Source organism: Singulisphaera chitinilytica (genome assembly GCF_049331405.1).
Taxonomy (GTDB): Bacteria; Planctomycetota; Planctomycetia; order Isosphaerales; family Isosphaeraceae; genus PoT.
Genome location: NZ_CP186274.1, coordinates 7,023,750 through 7,043,775, shown reverse-complemented (window position 1 = coordinate 7,043,775; position 20,026 = coordinate 7,023,750). Strand labels below are relative to the sequence as shown.

At 64.8% G+C, this 20,026-nt stretch carries 14 protein-coding genes; 8 read left to right on the top strand and 6 right to left on the bottom strand.

The window, feature by feature from the left end:
• Positions 1-211 precede the first annotated feature (211 nt).
• Positions 212-517 (top strand): hypothetical protein, encoded by a 306-nt coding sequence (locus tag ACOYYX_RS27580; RefSeq protein ID WP_422925692.1) that lies wholly within the window; start codon positions 212-214, stop codon positions 515-517.
• Between the two features lie 98 nt (positions 518-615).
• Here ACOYYX_RS27580 and ACOYYX_RS27575 read toward each other — a convergent pair whose 3' ends face one another.
• Entirely contained in the window at positions 616-1,080 is a 465-nt protein-coding gene (locus ACOYYX_RS27575; protein ID WP_422925690.1) for a ferritin-like domain-containing protein, read from the bottom strand.
• A 676-nt stretch (positions 1,081-1,756) separates the two neighbouring features.
• Here ACOYYX_RS27575 and ACOYYX_RS27570 point away from each other — a divergent pair.
• The 3 genes from ACOYYX_RS27570 to ACOYYX_RS27560 all read left to right on the top strand — a co-directional run bounded on the left by ACOYYX_RS27570 (position 1,757) and on the right by ACOYYX_RS27560 (position 6,056).
• Positions 1,757-2,506 (top strand): tetratricopeptide repeat protein, encoded by a 750-nt coding sequence (locus ACOYYX_RS27570; RefSeq protein ID WP_422925688.1) that lies wholly within the window; start codon positions 1,757-1,759, stop codon positions 2,504-2,506.
• Positions 2,507-2,839: 333 nt separating this feature from the next.
• Complete coding sequence (locus tag ACOYYX_RS27565) at positions 2,840-3,898, top strand: DUF1559 domain-containing protein (RefSeq protein WP_422925686.1); 1,059 nt, start codon at positions 2,840-2,842, stop codon at positions 3,896-3,898.
• 445 nt (positions 3,899-4,343) lie between these two features.
• Complete coding sequence (locus tag ACOYYX_RS27560; protein WP_422925684.1) at positions 4,344-6,056, top strand: Kelch repeat-containing protein; 1,713 nt, start codon at positions 4,344-4,346, stop codon at positions 6,054-6,056.
• 115 nt (positions 6,057-6,171) lie between these two features.
• Here ACOYYX_RS27560 and ACOYYX_RS27555 read toward each other — a convergent pair whose 3' ends face one another.
• Entirely contained in the window at positions 6,172-7,494 is a 1,323-nt protein-coding gene (locus tag ACOYYX_RS27555; RefSeq protein WP_422925682.1) for a hypothetical protein, read from the bottom strand.
• Between the two features lie 112 nt (positions 7,495-7,606).
• Entirely contained in the window at positions 7,607-8,986 is a 1,380-nt protein-coding gene (gene mgtE / locus ACOYYX_RS27550) for a magnesium transporter (protein ID WP_422925680.1), read from the bottom strand.
• 290 nt (positions 8,987-9,276) lie between these two features.
• Between mgtE and ACOYYX_RS27545 the strand changes: the two genes are divergently transcribed.
• Positions 9,277-12,537: a hypothetical protein gene (locus ACOYYX_RS27545; protein WP_422925678.1), complete on the top strand. Its 3,261-nt coding sequence runs from the start codon at positions 9,277-9,279 to the stop codon at positions 12,535-12,537.
• A gap of 82 nt (positions 12,538-12,619) precedes the next feature.
• Here ACOYYX_RS27545 and ACOYYX_RS27540 read toward each other — a convergent pair whose 3' ends face one another.
• The 3 genes from ACOYYX_RS27540 to ACOYYX_RS27530 form a co-directional block, all read right to left on the bottom strand.
• Positions 12,620-13,006, bottom strand: a complete 387-nt coding sequence (locus ACOYYX_RS27540; RefSeq protein ID WP_422925676.1) for an HU family DNA-binding protein — start codon at positions 13,004-13,006, stop codon at positions 12,620-12,622.
• Between the two features lie 525 nt (positions 13,007-13,531).
• Positions 13,532-16,189, bottom strand: coding sequence for an alpha-glucan family phosphorylase (gene glgP, locus ACOYYX_RS27535; RefSeq protein WP_422925674.1), 2,658 nt, complete (start codon positions 16,187-16,189; stop codon positions 13,532-13,534).
• Positions 16,186-16,335, bottom strand: a complete 150-nt coding sequence (locus ACOYYX_RS27530) for a hypothetical protein (RefSeq protein WP_422925672.1) — start codon at positions 16,333-16,335, stop codon at positions 16,186-16,188. The genes glgP and ACOYYX_RS27530 overlap by 4 nt, the downstream gene beginning before the upstream one ends.
• 501 nt (positions 16,336-16,836) lie before the next feature.
• Here ACOYYX_RS27530 and ACOYYX_RS27525 point away from each other — a divergent pair.
• The 3 genes from ACOYYX_RS27525 to ACOYYX_RS27515 are packed head-to-tail and all read left to right on the top strand — an operon-like array spanning position 16,837 to position 20,018.
• Complete coding sequence (locus ACOYYX_RS27525) at positions 16,837-18,006, top strand: lactonase family protein (protein ID WP_422925670.1); 1,170 nt, start codon at positions 16,837-16,839, stop codon at positions 18,004-18,006.
• Positions 18,007-18,022: 16 nt separating this feature from the next.
• On the top strand, positions 18,023-18,925 hold the full coding sequence (locus ACOYYX_RS27520; protein WP_422925668.1) for a sugar phosphate isomerase/epimerase family protein: 903 nt from the start codon (positions 18,023-18,025) through the stop codon (positions 18,923-18,925).
• A 1-nt stretch (position 18,926) separates the two neighbouring features.
• Entirely contained in the window at positions 18,927-20,018 is a 1,092-nt protein-coding gene (locus ACOYYX_RS27515) for a Gfo/Idh/MocA family protein (protein WP_422925666.1), read from the top strand.
• The last annotated feature ends 8 nt before the right edge of the window (positions 20,019-20,026 follow it).

The window sequence follows — 20,026 nt, the reverse complement described above, 5'->3', positions numbered from 1 at the left end:
CCGCAAGGGAATCCTCCACGTTTTCCTTAAATTCTTTTACGAACAACACTTACTACAGTTTGACTCAAATTCACGCCTTCGGATTGGTGGTGCGAAAAAGCGACTCGAAATATCGAATGAGATCATAGCTTCGTCTTGCATGATCCATTCTGCCTCGATATCCTGATAACCAGTGACACTGAATCTCAATCGCGGCGACCCAAGATCTACCATGGATGCATCAACGATCCTGGCAGTCCTACCTGGTGCCGGTCCTCACCAACGGCTACAAGTCGTCCTCAATCGTGCCCGCGGCGCACGGTCGACGATCGAGCTGCATGAGCAGCACTATGCCGAGGGCATCGGCTGGTATCACCAGCGGACGCTCTCGATGAGCGTCCGGCAGTTCAAACAACTGCGGGCGATCTTCGGCAATAAGGAAGCTGCCTGGGAAGCCGAAGACGACCTGACGCTCACCCTGCCGTTCACCGGCTCCATGGTCGGGACCGAACCGAGACGGGTCGCGGCAGGGGAGTGAGCGAACGTCGTTTCGCCTGAGATCCAGCTCGACCCAACGCGGAGGATCCCGGAATATTCCGGGATCCTCCTTCGTCATTTCGAAGCCAAGGAACACGCTCAGCCGGTCTTCTGCTGGCCGCGGAGCTGGCCAACCGGCATCAGGTCGCGCTTCTCGAGGATCTTCTCGAGGTGGTCGACGCCCGCCTGCTCATCCGCACAAATGTCCTCGAGCAGGTTGCGGAGGGCCACGTCACGCGGCTCCAGCAGCTCGAGAGCCTCGGTGTAGAGCTCGACATGCTTCTTCTCGACGGCGAGGGAGAACTCGAGCATCTCGGTCAGGTCGAGCGACTGCTTGACCTCGGCCCGCTCCACGCTCGTGATCCCACCCAGGGCGACGATCTTATCACCGACCTTGTGTGCGTGACCGAGGGCTTCCTCGCCGTTCTCGCGGAAGAACTCGTAGTACACCTCGCGGAATGGCCCCCGAACCACAAAGCTGAACTGAGTGTACTGGACCAGGCCCGCGTACTCCCAGCGCAAGATTTCGTTGAGCTTCTCGATAAGAACCGTTCGATCGGCCATGACTATTCTCGATTTTGCAAGAGACCCTGACGAGAGAGGCCAGGTCGGGACCGAACCGGCAACCCTCACTTGATCCACTCTTAGCGAATGTTAGCTCAGCCGTAAAGGGGTAGTGCGAAAAGCGTTCCTGAATCTCCAATACGCGGCAAAAAGCCCTTCCTGCAACGATTTTATTGCGATTGAGACCCCATCCTAAATTTTCTTTCGCCAGCCCGTTGACAAACTTCACGCCAGGCGGCATTCTATGTCTCAATTGAGACTGAATCTCAATGTCATAGCGTGTAACAGATGGAGAGACAGGCCCTGTCGAACCAGGATTTGAGCACGTCATGATGATGAAGGATTGCGTGTGTGGTGCGTGATTGCCGGTCGATTGGCCACCTGCGAGAACGCCAGTTCGACCCGAATTTAGGGTCGTCCGGAACAGTCTGTCGCGACGTGCGTCCCGACACCCGAGGCAGTCATCGCCGGTCGCGTCGCGATTGAGATTGAGATTGAGATTAAAGGGTGCCTCGCAGCAGTCTTCCAGCCCCACGAGAGGGCATCGGTTCGAGACGGCCGGGGCATGCGGAACGACGCGGCAGCAGACGCGACCAATGCCTCGATCCGGCAGGCCAGCGGCGGGGCTCGCGCAGGGCGTCGAGTCACTGTCGAGGTGAGAACGGAGAAAATGACCATGGATCCGCACCGGGACCTCGTGCAGCAATGCCTGGCACTCACCCAGCGAGATCGGTTTGAGGAGGCCGTGCAGCTCGCCGAGAGCTTCGTCCAGCAGGATCAGGACGACGGCCACCTTTGGCAACTCCTGGGCTTGCTCCGCCACCGCGCCAGGGACATGGAGGGGGCCCGCGAGGCCCTTGAGACCTCGAGCATGCTCGTCCCCCTCGAGCCAGCGGCCCGCTGTGCCCTGGCCGATTGCTACGCGAGGACGGGCTATCGCGAGCTGGCCGTCGACATCTACAACGACCTCGCGGCCGACATGATGTGTCCGCTCGAGTTGCTGGGAGCGGTGGCGTCGGGCCTGGGCTCGCTCGGCCAGAATGAGTACGCCCTGGAGGTCTGCCGGACGCTGGTCCGCCGAGAGCCGAATTCCCCGGAAGGGCACTTCGGCATCGCCTTCTACCTGCGAAGGATGGGAGCCTCGATCGCCGTGGCCCTGCCGGCGGCGTCGAAGGCCCAGGAGCTGGCCCCGCACGTCCCGCTCTACACGGTGGCCCTGGCCTCGATGTTCTCCCACCTGGGTAGGAACGACGAGGCTCGCGAGTTGCTCCGCGACCTCGACCCCAAGTCGGTGACCTGCCGCTGCTGCCTCCAGCGGATGTCGGCCATCCTCCACCGGGGCGGCGAGGCCGGGGGCGAGCCCCAGGGCCTGCACGACTCCCGCCCGCAGAACCAGGAATCACGCGGAACCGACCACGCTCTCTGAGCGTGACGGGGCACCCGTCGGGGAGAGCATTCCTCCGGTCGTACCGAGGGGATGCGGGACCACTCCCCGACGGCGTGCTTGCTCAAGACGGATTTGGATCGTGACCTCGCCAGGATTTTTCCCTTAGACCCTCGTTTTTGACCAGCCCAAACAGCAGGACCACCGGCAACGCTCGTTCCCCCCGGATGCGATGCCTTTTCTGCCAGCCTGAACGCCAGGACTCCCGGCAACGCTCGTTCCCCCCCAGATGCGATGCCTGCTCATTCCATCCTCTGGCCTCGGTTCCTCGGTCGCCGATTTTGGCGCCATGAGCCCCGGAAAGGAACGTCTGCGATGTCCCCGAAACGCCCGCGAGGGTTTACCCTCATCGAGTTGCTCGTCGTGATCGCCATCATCGCGGTGCTGATTGCACTCTTACTGCCGGCCGTCCAGGCCGCCCGCGAAGCGGCCAGGCGCATGCAGTGCGTGAACAACCTGAAGCAACTCGGCCTGGCGGTGCACAACTACGAGTCGAGCAACAGCGTCCTGCCGCCCCAGATGACGCTCCAGTTCAACAGCGCGGGCAAGGTAGCCTGGAAGTCGATCTGGGGGGTCTCCTCGCGGCTGCTGCCTTACATCGAGGGCACGAACCTCTACAACACCATCAACTACAACAACAAGGCCAGTGACGTCTCGAACTCCACCGCGGTGTCCCAGTCGGTGAAGGCGTTCATCTGCCCGAGCGAGGTCAACTCGCAACCTTCAGTGACGACGAATTCCAGCGGCGTGACGTCCACCTACGGGATCTCGAACTACGGCTGGTGCGAAGGCGACTGGTACACCTTCGGCGGCGTGACCTTCAGCACCCAGAACCGAGCCGCCTTCGGGCCCAACGCGAGCCGGCAGTTCTCGGCGTTCACCGACGGCCTGAGCAACACCCTGCTCTGCTCCGAGGTGAAGGCGTACACCCCCGGCTATCACGACTGCGGCTCGACCCCACCGGCCCCCGGTCCCGCGAGTGCCACGGTGATCCCCGACATGACCACGGTCCTCGCCAGCGTCGCCGCCGGCAGCTCGTGCCCCGTCCTGACGGCCCCCGCAGGGATGCCCGGCGGAGGGCACAGTCACTGGGCCAACGGGAACTCGATCTACGACGGCATGACGACCTCGCTCCCCCCGAACACGAAGTCGCCGGCCGGTACGTTCCCCGACGCCGATCTGCTCTCCGAGGACGAGGACGACGGCGGCCCGAGCTTCGCCTCCGTGACCTCGCGCAGTTATCACCCCGGGGGCGTGAACTCCCTGTTCGGCGACGGCAGCGTCCACTTCATCAAGAACTCGGTCAACTGGATGACGTGGCGGGCCCTCGGCTCGCTCAACGGAGGTGAAGTGCTCTCGTCCGACTCGTATTGATCGAACCGAGACTCGCGGCCCGTCCCACCCCTCGAGAGGCAAGGAGCGGGCCGGATCGGGTCTCGACAGACTCTGCCGTTTTGAACCGCCTGGCCGTCCCAGGGTCCCAGGGATGTCCGGGCTCATTCCCCCCCTTTAGCTGAGAGGACCATCACGCGATGGCATCTCCTCGCGTCGAACTGTCGAAAAACCCGGGCAAGCCCGGCGCGATCAGCGCGGCCCATTCCCGCCTCACGCCCTTTGCGGGGCAAGCCAGGCCGCAGGCTCTGGCCGGTAACTCCTTCGAGCCACGAGCACCGTTTCGCACCTCGACCTCGAGGCATGCCGATCGGCCCTCGCACCGAGCGGCATGACATGAGGATCAGGGCAGGGCGCGGGTCGCCTTGCTCGCGCCGTCGCATCCCCAGGGTTGATTTCCAACGTTTCCGAGTCCATGGGTTCCACAATGATCGCTTCCCGCATCGGGAATTCCCCCCGCTACGCTCGCTTCGTTGCCGCAGCATTGGGCTTGATGCTGCTCTGTCCGACTCTGACCCAGGCCCACTTCCTCTGGCTGACTGCCGAGGAAGAGAAGGATGCCCAGGTCGTCCGCGCCTTCTTGAGCGAGACGCCGACGCCGGACTCGCCCGACTTCCTCAAGTACATCCAGAGCTCGAAGATCTCCGCCTCGGGCCAGCCGCTCGAGTGGACCAAGGACACCGACACCTATCGCGTGACGCTGCCCGCCACCCGCCCGGCCGCGGTCGACGGCTACTGCGACATGGGCGTCTCCAAGCGGCAGGACACGGTCGCTCGACTCGTCTACACGGCGCGGATCCAGTGGGGCCTGATCTCGGCCGACGAGGCCGAGTTGAAGGACCACCTGCGCCTGCGCGTGATCGGCAAGGCCGGGGACAAGTCGATCGTCCTCGCGACCTTCCAGAGCAAGCCGACCGAAGGCGTGGAGATCAAGGGGCTCACCGAGAAGGGTGACCCAGTCGTCGTGAAGACCGACAAGGACGGCAAGGCCGAGCTCGTCGGCGTCGTCGAAGGCAAGGTCGGGCTCCTCGGCAAGTACATCGACAAGACCGCCGGTTCCGCCGATGGCAAGGAGTTCCAGGAGTCTCGCTACTACTCGACGCTGACCGTCACCCCGGTCGCCGACTCCGCGGCGGTCTCCTCGCGAACCAGGTCGATCACGGCGAAGCCTGACGCCAAGGCCGCGAACTCGAAGACCTTCGCGACCCTGCCCGAGCCGGTCAACAGCTTCGGTGGGGCCGTGCTGGGCGACTGGCTGTACGTCTACAGCGGCCACATCGGCAAGATGCACAACTACCACGTCGACACCCAGTCCAAGCACTTCCGCCGCCTGAACCTGAAGGACCGGACGACCTGGGAAGAACTGCCGCAAGGCCCGCAGCTTCAGGGCGTGGCCCTCGTCGCCAACGACGGCAAGCTCTACCGCGTCGGCGGCATGTCCGCCCGCAACCAGCCCGGCAAGCCGAACGACCTGATCTCGGTTGCCGACTTCGCGATGTACGACCCCGAGACCAAGACCTGGACCGACCTGCCGCCCCTCCCGGCTCCTCGCTCGACGCACGACGCCGTCGTGCTCGACAATCGCCTCTACGTCGTCGGCGGCTGGACGATGGGCGGCGGCGACTCGGCCAACACCGACTTCTGCGATGACGCCCTCGTCTTCGACCTCAAGAGTCCCGACGCCAAGTGGGAGACGCTGCCGACCCAGCCCTTCCATCGCCGGGCCCTGGCCGCGGCGACGGTCGCCGGCAAGGTCTACGTCCTCGGCGGGCTCACCGACGAGAGCAAGGTCAGCAAGGCGGTCGACGTCTACGACCCGGCGACCAAGTCCTGGGCCCAGGGCCCCGAACTGCCAGGCAGCAAGATGGAAGGCTTCTCCGCCTCCGCCTTCGGCGTCGAGAACCGTCTCTACGTCAGCGGTCGCGACGGCGTCGTCTCCCGCCTGAATGAGGCCGGCACGGCCTGGGAGCCCGTCGGCAAGCTGGCCATCCCCCGGCTCACCCACCGCCTGCTCCCCGGCATCGAACGCAACCTGCTGATTGTCGGCGGGACGAGCGGCCGCAGCTCCACCGACGTCATCGAGGCCTTCCCCATCGACGGCCAGGCGGCGTCGTCCGAAAAGTCGGGCGAAGGCAACTGAGATGAGATGACCGGAGCCTCGGCTTCGATCTCGTGATCGTCAAATCACACCTTCTCCTCCCAACCTGGATGTGCCCCCGGATTCACCCAAATCCGGGGGCACATCCACGATTCGTTCAGGGGCTCGTCTGCCTCTCCGATCGAGGATACCGACGAGGGGGATGGTCGAACGGGAAGTTGGCGGGATCCTCGGTGAAAGGCCGGCGGTCGCCAATCATGTTGTGGTACTCGCGATAGAGAGGAGATAAGCGACTGTTGGTCGAGACCCAGGCCGGCGGCAGGAAGATGGCGACGAGCACTCCGATCCTGACGAACTTCGACGATGCCCCCCTCCTGATGCGATCGGCCCCTTCGGCGATCAGCATCAGGAAGGCAGGCGCGAGGAACAGGATCAGACGCCCGTGGAAGGGGTATTTCTGGAGGTAAGACGCCAGCAGCGTCACGAAACCGGGCATGACCAACATTCCCAGCGTCACCGGATTGGATCTCAGGAGGGTCCAGCATCCGACCAAGAGGAGTGCAAAGACGGGCAGTGCGGTGGGAAGGGGACCGAACGGCGAATGGAAGCTGAGCGGGTTCACGAGGTAGAAGATGACCCGACGCAACGGCCAGGATGCCTCCCAGGCCGACCTAGGGGGAACGCGAGGAAAAGCGAACTCCCAGAAGGCCCACATATCGAGCCGATGGCCGAGTTGCTCCATCGCCACGAAATAGAGCCCCACGAAGCTCAAGACCCACGTCGAACCGATGAAGACCAGACGCCAGATCTTCGGCCAATCTCCCCGTCGGATCTCGGCGACGAGGAGTGTGCACCCCAGTCCCGCGAGTACGAAAACGGCCGGGTGCGAGAACCAGATGATGAGCGATCCCGCCAGCGCGAGGAGGATCGACTTCCTCCATCTCAAGGGTTCTTCCAGCACATCGAGCGCGATGCCGTAGCAGATCAGGCCGAAGGCCACGTCCGTGGAGTATTGTTTGAGCTCCGACGAGTAATACATCAGGTCATCGGAGAGGCAGGCCAACCCCACGGCGATCCCGGCGGCGACAGGGTTCAGGAGCCTCGCGCCGATCCAACGCATGAGGAAGAGCGTCGCAATCCCCCCCACGAGCGGGAAAAACCGGAGGCTGTAAGGTCCGCCGCCGAAGAGCTTGCAAAAGATGGATTCGACGAGAAGGAACCCCGGCGGTGCCAGTTGGGCCGAGGTGAGGCGGCCGAATATGGCCGACCAGCCGTCGCGTCTGATGTTGGCGGCGAGGCTCCCCTCGTCGAGCCAGTAAGTCCGCCCGCCGAGGTACTGGATCACTCGGAGGGCAATCCCGATGCCCATGAGGATCTCGACCCAGTTCCGCTTCGCCCACGCGCGGAGCAGCACGTCGACGTCGTCTCGCTCCCAGAGGGGTTTCGCCGGTTCGGGCTTCGCTTCGACGGGCAGGCTCATGGGCGAGATCCTGGCGGGTGGAGTTTGCGACTCGGTCTTCGCGGCGTGGAAAGGGGCCCTGCGCGAGGAGTCGCCGAGAGAGGCCGCTAGAGGAGATAACGGGCCGGCACGATCAGAGTAACGCGCCGCGGAGCACGACCGAGGCCACCGTGAAGTAGATGATCAGCCCTGTCACGTCGACGAGCGTCGCGACGAACGGCGCCGAGGAGGTCGCGGGATCGAGTCCCAGCCGCTTCAGGATGAAGGGGAGCATCGCCCCCGAGAGCGTGCCCCAGAGGACGATCCCGACCAGCGACAAGGCAACGGTCAGGCCGATCAACGGCCAGTGGGCCCCGTAGATCGAGGAGAACTGGCTCCAGATCGCGATCCGGGCGAACCCGATCGTCCCGAGGATCGTGCCGAGCATGAGCCCCGAGGCGAGCTCTCGCCTGAGGACCATCAGCCAGTCCCTGAGCCGGACCTCACCCAGGGCGATGGCGCGGATGATCAGGGTCGCCGCCTGCGAGCCGGAATTGCCGCCGCTCGAGATGATCAGAGGCACGAAGAAGGCCAGCACGACAGCCCGCTTGAGTTCTTCCTCGAAATGCCCCATGGCCGTCGCCGTGAGCATCTCGCCGAGGAAGAGCACGATCAGCCAGCTTGCCCGCTTCCGCACGAGGGACCAGAACGGGGTCTCGACGTAGGGCTCATCGAGGGCCTCGACGCCGCCGAACTGCTGAATCTCGCGCGTCGCGCGTTCCTCGGCCACGTCGAGGACATCGTCGATGGTGACGATGCCGACGAGGATGCCGCGGGCATCGGTCACGGGGAGCGCCGTGCGGTCATACTTTCGGAAGACCCCGACGGCCGTCTGCTTGTCGTCGGTCGCCTTGAGGGCGATCACCTGGCCGTCAAACAGGTCCTTCACGCTGATGTGCAACGGGGCGACGAGCAGCTCCCTGATCCGGAGGTCATCGATGAGCTTGTGGTCCTCGTCCACGACGTAGATGACGTTCAGGGTCTCACGATCCTTGCCGTGGGCCCGGATGTGGTCGAGGACCCGCTTGACCGTCCACTCCTTGCGGACGGCCACGAAGTCGGGCGTCATCAACCGGCCGACGCTCGACTCTCCATACTGGAGCAGCGCCCGGGCCACCACCCGCTGCTCGGGCGAGAGCTGGTCGATATAGCGCTCGGCGACCTCGTCGGGCAACTCCTCGAAGAGGGCCGTGCGGTCGTCGGCCGACATCTCCTCGAGCAGCGCCGCCCCTTCGAGATCGGGGAGGGCCTCGAGAATCTGCTCCTGCGTCGCGAGGTCGAGATACTCGAAGACCTCGGAGGCGAGGGGGCCGACGAGGGCCTTGAAGATCTCGACCTGATGGGCGTCGGAAAGCCCCGACACGAGCCCGGCGAGGTCGGCGGGAAGCCAGCGGTTTATGACCTCGCGCAGCGTGCCGAAATCCTTGGCCTCGATCAGTTCTCGGATCTCGGGCAGGGCAAGCTTCTCGATCATGTTGGGCCAAGGTTCCTGAAACTTCGGGATTTCACGCGACCCTTGCCGCTTCCGTCGTCATGCGAAGGGTGCGCGAATCCCAGCATAACAGAACCCGGGGATCCGGGGCCCAGCCCCGGCTTTGGTCCGCTGGCTTCGGCATGCCATCAACTCCGGATCGGTGAATGGGAAGCGGAGCGTCATGCGTTATGAGCCCCGATGTTGAGGTTGCGGTTTTTCGCGTTTCATAGTTTGATGCCGAGCCTTTCCCTTGTTTGATGGACCAACATGAACCCGGGGAGTCAGGGACGATGCCCCCCACGAATCCACAGCCGAAGCGACGAAAGTGGTTGCGACGTCTCACGGTCCTCTCGATCCTGAGCCTGACGGTCGCCGCCTTGCCGAGACTCGCCTCGACGCCCCCTGCGCTCCGCGGGATGCTGACCATGGCCAATCGCCGATTGGCCCCAGCCAAGCTCGAAGCCTCCTCCATCCATCTCTCCTGGCTCGGATCCAACCAGGTCACTGGGCTGGTCTTGCGAGACAAGGAGGGCAAGAGCATCGTGACGGTCGACCGCCTCACCCATTCGGGCGGCCTGCTCTCATTCGTCCGCTCGACGCAGCGGAACCTGGACCTCTACGGAGTCAACCTCGACTACATCAGGCGCGAGGGGGGGACCTCGAACCTTGAAGACGCCCTCGCGCCGCTGATGGCGAAGGCCCCGACGCCCGAGCCCGAACTCCCTCGCCCTTCCTCCAAGTCCGAAGACCTGGGGCTCCCCGAGACCCCCTGGATCGTCTCGATCGTCAGCGGTTCCATCAAGATCACCGCCCCCGAGTTGCTCGACCCCATCTCGGCGAAGAGCGTCGAAGGGATGCTGGTCTTCGGCGGGGCGAAGTCCCCCACGACCTTCAAGCTCAACCTGGCCAATCCGGAGGATGGGGACAAGTCGAAGATCGAGATCAGCGGCGACTACGTGAAGTCGGCGAAGGCCGACACGCCGCCGAGCATGAGCGCGACGATCAAGGCCGACCGCTGGCCTTGGAGCTTCAACCAGGGTCAGAATCGCGGCAAGGGACGCTTCCAGGGGATCCTCTTCGGGAAGCGGGAGAACGGGCTCTGGAACTACACCGGCGACGGCCGCTGGCTCGACCTCATGGTGACCGGCACATCCCTGTCGGGCGATCGCGTGCGACTCGACGAGGTGATTACCTCCTACGAGCTCGCCGAAACTCCCGAGGGATATGACTTCAAGAAGCTCGACTTCCGCAGCCCGCTCGGGAACTTGCGGGCCGTCGATCCGGCGACCCGGGCCGAGGAACTCGGCAAGGCGACGCGTATCGAGGGCAAGATCGACCTCGCGGCGTGCATGCGGCAGATGCCTCGCTCGCTGCGGATCCGCGAGGGGCTCGACGTCGAGCGCGGCGAAGCGACCCTCGCGGTCGACGTCGCCGGGGAATCGGTCAAGGATGTACGGAAATTGATCGTTCAGGTCGAGCTCTCCGACGTCCGCGCCCGGGAGGGCGAGCGCGTGGTCGAGCTCCGCAAGCCGGGCAGCTTCCGGGCGAAGCTCACCCGTAAGGCCGGGGGCTTCGGCGTCGAGGAGCTGACCCTCAAGACGGCCTTCCTCCAGGCCAAGGGGAGCGGCGACTTCGACAAGGGGGTCAACATCTCGGCCTCCTTCGACCTGGAACGGCTCCAGCAGGAGCTCAAGAGCCTGGTCGACTTCGGCGGGGTCAACGTCGCGGGCAAGGGCCAGCTCGCGGCCGACTACAAGCACGCCTCGGGCGCGACCTTCGCGAGCCGACTCAGCGCGGAGTTCCAGGGGCTCAAGGTCGTCGGCCTGACGGACGACCCGATCACGCACGACTTCCTCAGGGTCGACGTCACCTCGAAGGGGACGACGATCGACTGGGGGCTGCCCGTGGCCTGGACCCACGCCCAGGTCGGCGTGAAGTCGGACAACCTCAACATGGACGCCTCGCTCGCCTCGAAGGCGTCGAGCACGGCCCTCATGATCGACTCGTTGCGGGCGGCCTACATTCCCCGCTCGCTCGAGCCGAGCAAGGAGCCTCGCAAGAACGTCGAGGCGATCAAGTTCGCGGCGCGTGGTCGCTTCGATCCGAAGGACGGGATCTTCGAACTCCAGCCGCTCGCCGGCGTCTCTCGCCCCGAGCCTTTCGCACTCGCGGGCAACGGCCTGCGCGTCGTCGGGATCGGCACGCCCGAGCAACGCGTCGAGTGGAACGTGATCGCCGACCTCGGCCGGCTCGACCGCGCGATGGCGAACTATACGGGACAGCCCGCGTACGGCGTGCGAGGGAAGGCGTCGCTCCAGGGCGGGGCCCTCGTCAACGACTCTGGCAAGGTGGAGTTGGGTGCCAACCTGCAGAGCCAGGACCTCTCGATCTCGAAGGCCGGCTCTAAGGCCAGACGTGCCCTCGGACCGTCGGTCATCAGCCTGCGCCTGCTCCGCGATCAGCAGGCGGACCCTTTGCGGTTCGACCCTCTGATCGTCGCCGGCCCCTGCGGCCGGGTCGATGCGCTGGGGACCTTCGACCAGAAGCAGCAGATCGAGCTCCAGGGCAAGATCACGCCGACCTGGGAGGCGGTCGACCAGTTCCTCGTCGCGGCGATCGACCCGACGACGCGGGTCCGTTGCGAGCCGAGGCCGTTCGTCCTCAAGGCCCGCGTCGACCAGAACAACTGGGTCGACTCGTTCAAGACCCTCGAAGGGGAACTCGGCTTCGACCGGGTCGAGGCCACCATGCTCGGCATGAAGATCGCGCCCGTCGCGATCGTCGCGCATAGCGGCCCCCAGGGGATCCTGGTCGACCCCATCGAGACGAGCCTCAACAACGGCAAGGTGAAGCTCCTCCCCGAGGTCAAATTCGATGAGAAGGGGGCGCTCACCGTGGGCCTAGGCGCGGGCTCGCAGATCGTGGACGCCGAGATCAACGACGAGGTCTCGAAGAACTTCCTGGCCTACATCGCCCCCGTCCTCGCGGATGCGGGCCAGGTCCGAGGCAGGTTCTCGGCCCAGGTCGATCGCGCCGACTTCCCGCTGACCGGGCACGAGTCTAACGCGGAGGTCGTCGGCGAGATGAAGTTCAACGACGTCCTCTTCAACGCCGGGGAACTCACGGGCGAGTTGCTCAGCATGGCCGGCAGCCATAAGAACGCCCAGCTCCGCCTGAGCGAGCCGATCGAGCTTCGCGTGACGGGGGGTCGAGTCTATCAGCGCGGGCTCTCGGTGCCGATCAACCGGAACGCACGGCTCGTCGTGGAAGGCTCGGTCGGATTCGACAAGACCCTGGCCCTGAAGGCACGATTGCCGATTGCCAAAGGGGCACTGGGCGGGAGCGGCGAGTTCGAACAACTGGTCGACGACCTGAAGGTCGGCATACCGATCGGCGGGACTCTCTCGCGGCCCCAGATCGACAGCCAGGCTCTCCGACTCAGCCTGAAGAATGTGAACAAGTCCGCCCTGAAGAAGAAGGCGGCCGGGCTCCTGGAGAAGCTCGTGCAGCCCGAGGGGGAGTCGGAAGGGAACAACGGCAGGCCTCGCTGATCGAGGCCACGCGCAAGGCAGATCCGGGGCGTCCCGAAGGCGCCCCGGATTTCGCATCATTACAAGAAGCGGGCGAATCAGCTCAGACGAGCTCTTTGAGCGCCTTCATGGGCAAGGCCTTCACGACGTTGCGCGCGGGCTTGGCCTTGATCGTCATGGGTTCCTTGGTGAAGGGGTTGACCCCTTGCTTGGCCTTGGTGGCCGGCTTTCGGACCACCTTGAGCTTGAGCAGGCCGGGCACGACGAACTGGCCGGGACCCTTCTTGCCCAGCTCGGTCGCGATCAGCTCGCTGAGCGCCTCGAAGACACGCGAGACGTCCTTGCGTGCGACGCCGCTCTTCTCGGCGATCGAGGTGAACACCTCGTTCTTTGTCGCCGGCTTGGCCTTGGCGGCCGGAGCCTCGGGCTTCGCGGCGGGGGCAGGGGCTGCCTTGCCAGTCGCGGGCTTCGCAGCGGTTTTCTTGGCCATGGTCGTTGGGATCTCCTTCCGACTGTGATGTGAGACAACGTCGACCGCCCAAAGCCCGGCGAAAGCTCGCGTGACTTGTATGTTCTCGTAGGTGCGGATCGACAAGCCTTCAGAATAATTACAGCAATCAAAGAGCATTCGCAGCGCCAATCTCCGCGAATTCCCCGGAAAATCCGCGGTTTTTTCGGGTCCGAAGGTGTCGGCAGGAGATGCGGACAGGGATCCTCGCGGCGTGCTATGGCCGACATCTCGCGGCAATCCATTCGTCTAAGCCAATGCGTAATCGCGACACGGATCGGGGTTCGCAGCCAAAAAACAAGGGTATTGTGCGTCTCGAGGGCGTCGAGAATAGTTTCTTCCTTGGCGAACGTTGGATGTGACGAGCTTCGTTTTCGACCTCGGCAGCATCAATGAAAAGGCCCGCTCGGCTCCGACCTCATAGGGTCGGAAATCGAGCGGGCCCCTTTCAATCAAGGTGTTCCCGAGCTACACAGGCCGCCGGACGACCGCGTCTCAGTTGGTCGATTATCGCCGGCTCATGTCGCTGGAGGTCCCCCCGGCGGCGGGGATGTAGCACTTCGTCACGTAGTCCATGACCATGCGGTCGGAGTTGAACCGCCAGCCGAGCGAGCGGATCGACGACTTCATCCGTGTGAGCCAACCCCTGGGCAGGCCGTCGTTGTCGCGATCATAGAAGAGCGGGATGACCTCCTCATCCATCGCGCGATACAGGCCCTCGGAGTCCATCCGGTCGTGGACTTCGATCGAGGAGTGCGTCTCCCCCATGCCGATGGAGAAGCCGTTGGTGCCGTCGTAGGCCTCGGCCCACCAGCCGTCGAGCACGGATAGGTTGAGCCCACCATTGAGCACGACTTTTTGACCGCTCGTCCCCGAAGCCTCGAGCGGACGACGCGGATTATTGAGCCAGACGTCGACGCCCTGCACGAGGTGACGCGCGACATTCATGTCGTAGTCTTCGATGAAGACGACCTTGCCGGCGAACTGCGGGTCGCGCGCGAACTCGGCGATCTGCTTCAGGACCTGCTTGCCCGGACTATCCAGCGGGTGCGCCTTGCCGGCGAAGACGAACTGGACGGGATGCTGCGGGTCGTTGATGAGGTTGGCGATCTGCTCGATGTCGCGGAACGCGAGGTTCGAACGCTTGTAGGTCGCGAACCGCCGGGCGAAGCCGATCGTGAGGGCGTCGAGGCTCAAGACCTTCCGGCAGCGGTCGACGACCTCCCTCGGCTCCCCGCGTCGCTCGGCCTGCCGCGCCGCTCGATGGCGGACGAATGAGAGCAGGCGAGACTTCAGGACCTGGTGCGTCTCCCAGAGCTCGCCGTCGCCGACGTTGTCGATCCGCTCCCAGATCCCCGGGTCGCCGCTCCGCTGCGACCAGTCGGGCCCGAGGTGGCGGTCATAGAGCAGGCGCATCTGAGGGGCCAGCCAGGTCGGGACGTGGACGCCGTTCGTGATGTGCCCGATCGGGACCTCATCCTCCGTCTTGTTGGGATAGAGCCCGGTCCACATCGCGCGCGAGACCTCGCCATGCAGCGACGAGACCGCGTTGGCCTTGCGCGAGTTCTTGAGGGCCAGCACGGTCATGCAAAAGTCTTCCGCGACGTTGTGCACGGAAACTCGACCGAGCCCCATCAGCGTGTCGTGCGAGATGCCGAGCTCATCCCGCAAGGGCCCGAGATGCTCCTCGAGTAGCTCGGCCGAGAATCGGTCGTGGCCGGCAGGGACGGGCGTGTGCGTGGTGAAGACGGTCTGGTTCGTCACGCGCCGCATGGCCTCCTGGAAACCGAGTCCCTCCGTCTTCATACGCTGGCGGATCATCTCGAGACCGGCGAAGGCGCTGTGGCCTTCGTTGAGATGAAGGACGCCGGGGTGGATCTTGAGGGCCTTGAGCGCCCGGAGGCCCCCGACCCCCAAGAGCAACTCCTGGCGGATACGGACGCGGTGGTCGCCGCCGTAGAGGCGGGCGGTCAGGCGACGGTCCTCGGGGGTGTTCGCCTCGACATCGGAGTCGAGCAGGAGCAGCGTGTTGCGCCCGACCGACGCCTTCCAGACCCGCGCCGAGATCGCCGCGCCTCGGGTCTCGACCGTGATGGTGACGGGGAGGTGATCCTTGCCGATGAGCAGTTCGAGCGGCAGTTGGCGGACGTCGACGTCAAGGTAGTCCTCATTCTGCCACCCCGAGGCGTCGAGCCGCTGCCGGAAGTATCCCTGGGCGTAGAAGAGGCCCACGCCCACGAGCGGCACCCCGAGGTCGGAGGCGCTCTTGATGTGGTCGCCGGCCAGGACACCGAGCCCTCCCGAGTAGATGGGCAGGGACTCGTGCAGTCCGAACTCGGCCGAGAAATAGGCGACGGGCCTGGCCTTCAGCACGCCGCAGTGGGTCGAGCCCCAGGTCCGGTTCGACTGGAGGTATTCCTGCATCCTCCGATAGGCGTAATTCAGGCGGCTGTGAAGCGCGAGCTGTGCGGCGCGCTCCTCGAGTTGGCCGAGGTTCGTCCCCGAGAGGAGGGCCACCGGGTTGTGGTCGAACTCGCGCCACCGGAGAGGGTCGAGCTCGTTGAAAAGGGTCGAGGACTCGGCGTCCCAGCTCCACCAGAGGTTCCGCGCGAGCACCCAGATTCGCTCATACGTCGGGGCGATGAACTTCTCGAGGGTCCTCGCCTCGCTCACGGTCGGACCGAACTGTGCGGCGGTGGCGGCGAGGGTCGCCATCTCCTCGCGCGAGAAGGCACGGGGCTCGATCGTCTGGACGACCAGGACCCCCTGGATCATCCCCTCGTCGATGAGAGGAACCCCGAGGAAGGAGTGATAGGAATCCTCGCCCGCCTCCCGGAAATACTTGAAACGGGGGTGCTTGCTGGCGTCCTCCACCATGATCGGCCGGAGTTCCTCGGCGACGAGCCCGGCGAGCCCTTCGTCCAGGCCCATCCTCACCTTGCCCACGCTCTCGGGCCTGAGCCCGACCGTCGCCGCCAGGACGAGGTTCGCGCGGTCTGGCTCGATCAGGTAGACGGAGCAGACGTCGGTCGCGAACCGGGACTGGATCAGGGCGACCAGGTTCGCCAGCGTCTCCGCCGGATGGCCCTTCTGAGACGTGACGCGTGCCACCTCGTCCATGCTTATGAGTTGCGGATTCTGCGATGGCTGGGCGAACGCGGTCATCGTTTGGCGCTCCTGCGGATCGGGAAGGTGAGCCAGACATTCGGGTCGTCACCAGCCTTCATGCTGAAGAACGACCTCAACTCTCGGGAAACGTGCGGGTAGACAGAGGGGAAGATGGAAGTCTCGAGACCTTCGACGGTGAGCACGGCGTCCCTTCTTATAAAGCAGAGAGCATGCCGCGAGCCCGAAGCTCGGGGGACGGCCCGGGCCACGCGACGTATGACGCATCAACGTGGATACGGCGTGAACACGCCCTTGCCGCATTTTTCCCGAGGTCTGACGCGTTCCCGAATGCTCCGCGGGCTTGCTGGATCACGCTGGTTTGCCTGCTCGAGATGAAAACGAATCGCGGCAAGGCGTTACGAAGCAAGCCCACGAGTTAAGCACGGCACCGGGAACCGAGACCAAAATTTAGGCAACCTTCAATGCTCGAATCGCGTCGAGACCTTAGACGGGATGGCTGCCCGTCAGGGCTCGAACGTTAAAGCTCCCGGAAATTCGAAGGTGTTGGTTGAGGGAGTAGAGGATTTCGGAGCGTCGACCGGGGCGGTAACTTAGACGCTTCGAACCTGTCCGGCCGATCGACCAGGCTCGACGGCCAAGGTTCTCGAATACTCTTCGCGACGGTCATTGAAGGGCAGATTCGCATGAAAAGGCACCTCGCGGGACAGCTCGCACTGGTCCTCGGCATCGTCACATCCGGCAGCGACACGCGGGCGGAAGACGCCCCCGGGCGCTATCGCGTCTACGTCGGGACGTACACGGCCCCCTCGAAGAGCCAGGGGATCTATGCCCTCGAGCTCGACGCCAAGACCGGCGAGTTGAGCAAGCCGAAGCTGGTGGGCGAGGCGGTGAACCCATCGTTCCTGGCGATCCATCCCAGCAAGAAGTTCCTCTACGCCGTCAGCGAAATCGACGACTATCCGAAGGAGAAGGGGGGCGCGGTCGTCGCCTTCTCGATCGACCCCAAGGACGGAAGCCTCACCCGGCTGAACGACGCCTCGTCGAAGGGCTCCGGCCCCTGCCACCTGGTCGTCGACAAGACGGGCAAAAACGTCCTCACGGCGAATTACGGCAGCGGCAGCGTAGCCGTCCTCCCGATCGGCGAAGACGGCAAGGTCAAGGAATCGACCTCCTTCGTGCAGCATAAGGGGACGGGCCCCGACAGCGGCCGCCAGCAAGGGCCGCACGGGCACTCGATCAACGTCGACGCCGGGAACCAGTTCGCGGTGGCGGCCGACCTCGGCCTCGACAAGCTGCTCGTCTACAAGTTCGACGCCGACCACGGCACGATCACGCCCAACACGCCGGCCTGGGCCTCGGTCGCCCCGGGCGCGGGCCCGCGACACTTCGCCTTCCACCCCAACGGCAAGCTCGCCTTCGTCATCAACGAGATGCACTGCACCGTCACGGCCTTCACTTATGACGGCAAGCGGGGCATTCTCGACGAGGTCCAGACGATCTCGACGCTGCCCGAACGCAAGCAGCGCGGCTACTCGACGGCCGAGGTCCAGGTCCACCCTTCGGGCAAGTTCCTCTACGGTTCGAACCGCGGGCACGACAGCATCGTCGGCTACACCATCAACCAGGAGACCGGCGGGCTGACGAGCATCGGCAACCAGCCCACCCAGGGCAAGACCCCGCGCAACTTCGGGATCGACCCGAGCGGGACGTTCCTCCTCGCGGCGAACCAGGACTCGGATACGATCGTCGTCTTCAAGATCGACCCGTCGACCGGCAAGCTGACGCCGACCGGCCATTCGGTTGAGGTTCCCATGCCGGTCTGCCTGAAGTTCATCCCCATCAGCGCCCCTTGACGACGAGGATTGACAGGTGCCGCTGAAAATCTCGGCCTTCCCGAAGTGCTACCTCGAGGATATCGCCGGCAGCCGAACGATGAGCCTTTTCGACTGGGTCGAGATGGCGAAGTCGCTCGACGCCGACGGCCTCGAGATGTACGACGGGTTCTTCACCAGCCTCGATGACTCGTACCTCGACCGCGTGAACGAGGCCCTCCAATCGGGGGGCTTCGCCATGCCGATGCTCTGCTGCTCGCCCGACTTCACGAACCCCGACCCCGACGGCCGGAAACGCGCCATCGATCGCGAGATCGAGATGATCCGGGTCACGCGGAGGCTCGGCGGCCCGCGTTCGGTCTGCCGGGTCCTCTCGGGCCAGCGCTATCCCGAGGTCAAGCGAGAGCAGGGGATCGAGTGGGTCGTCGCCTGCATCGAGCAGGTCCTACCCGTCGCCCGCGAGCTCGACGTCGTCCTGGGCCTCGAAAATCACTACAAGGATGGGTTCTGGAAGTATCCCGAATTCGCCCAGAAGCAGGATGTCTTCCTGGAACTGCTGAACGCGATCTCCGACCGAACTCACTTCGGCGTGCAATACGACCCGTCGAACGCGATCGTCGCCGGCGATGATCCCATCGAGCTCCTCCGCCTCGTCGCCGACCGGGTCGTCAGCATGCACGCGAGCGACAGGTACCTCGCCGAGGGGACCACGCTCGACGAGTTGCGGCAGACCGACGGCACCCTCGGCTATTCGGCCAACCTGCGACACGGTGTCACGGGCCGGGGGCTGAACGACTTCGATACGATCTTCAGCATCCTGTCGAAGCAAGGCTACCAGGGCTGGGTCAGCATCGAGGACGGCATGAACGGCATGGAGGAGATGGCGGAGTCCCTCGCCTTCCTACGCTTGATGGGAAACAAGTATTTCGGAGGGTCTTGAGATGGAACGCCTCCGAACGGCCCTCGTCGGCTGCGGCAAGGTGGGGCAGATCCACGCCGAGGCCCTGGCCGAGCTGCCGGAGTCGGAATTCGTCGCCGTCTGCGATGCCTCGGCCGATCGTGCCGAGGCATTCGCATCTCGCTACGGCGCCAAAGGATTCGGCGACCTCGAAACGATGCTCGAGAAGGCCAGGGTCGAGGTCCTCCTCGTCGGCACGCCCCACCCGCTCCACGCCGAGGCCGCGACCAAGGCGGCTCAACATGGGACGCACGTGCTGATCGAGAAGCCGATGGCGGCGACCCTGGCCGACTGCGACGCGATGCTCGCCGCCGCGAAGGCCGGCGGGATCACGCTGGGGGTCATCAGCCAGCGCAGATTCTTCGAGCCGGTGCTCCGGATGAAGGCCGCCATCGACGCAGGGAAGATCGGCAAGCCGGCCCTCGGCGTGTTCTCGATGTTTAGCTGGCGCGATGGGGCCTACTACCAGTCCGACCCCTGGCGCGGGAAGTGGGCGACGGAAGGCGGCGGCGTGCTGGTCAACCAGTCCCCGCATCAGCTCGACCTGCTCCAGTGGTTCATGGGAGAGGTCGAGGAGATCAGCGGCAACTGGGCCAACCTGAACCACCCCGAGATCGAAGTCGACGACACCGCCGTCGCCAACGTCAGGTTCAAAGGGGGCGGGCTCGGCTCGATCGTCACGAGCCTCTCGCAGAGGCCGGGGCTCTACACCAAGGTCCACATCCACGGCACGAGCGGGGCGTCGGTCGGCGTGGAGACGGACCGAGGGGCCACGTTCATCGCGGGGGTCTCGGAGATCGCCGAGCCGCCGCTCAACGACGTCTGGACCATCCCCGGCGAGGAGCACCGGCTTGCCGAATTCCAGGCCGAGGACCGCGAGCGGTTCCGCACCGTCCGCGCCACGACGCACTATCACGCCCTCCAGATTCGCGAATTCCTCCAGGCCGTCCTCGCAGGCCGCCCGCCGATGGTGACGGGCCAGGACGGTCGCAACGTCGTCGCCATGTTCACGGCCATCTATCGCTCCCAGCGCGAGGGTCGGGCCATCCGCTTCCCCCTCTCGGCCGAAGGCTGAACGCCGTC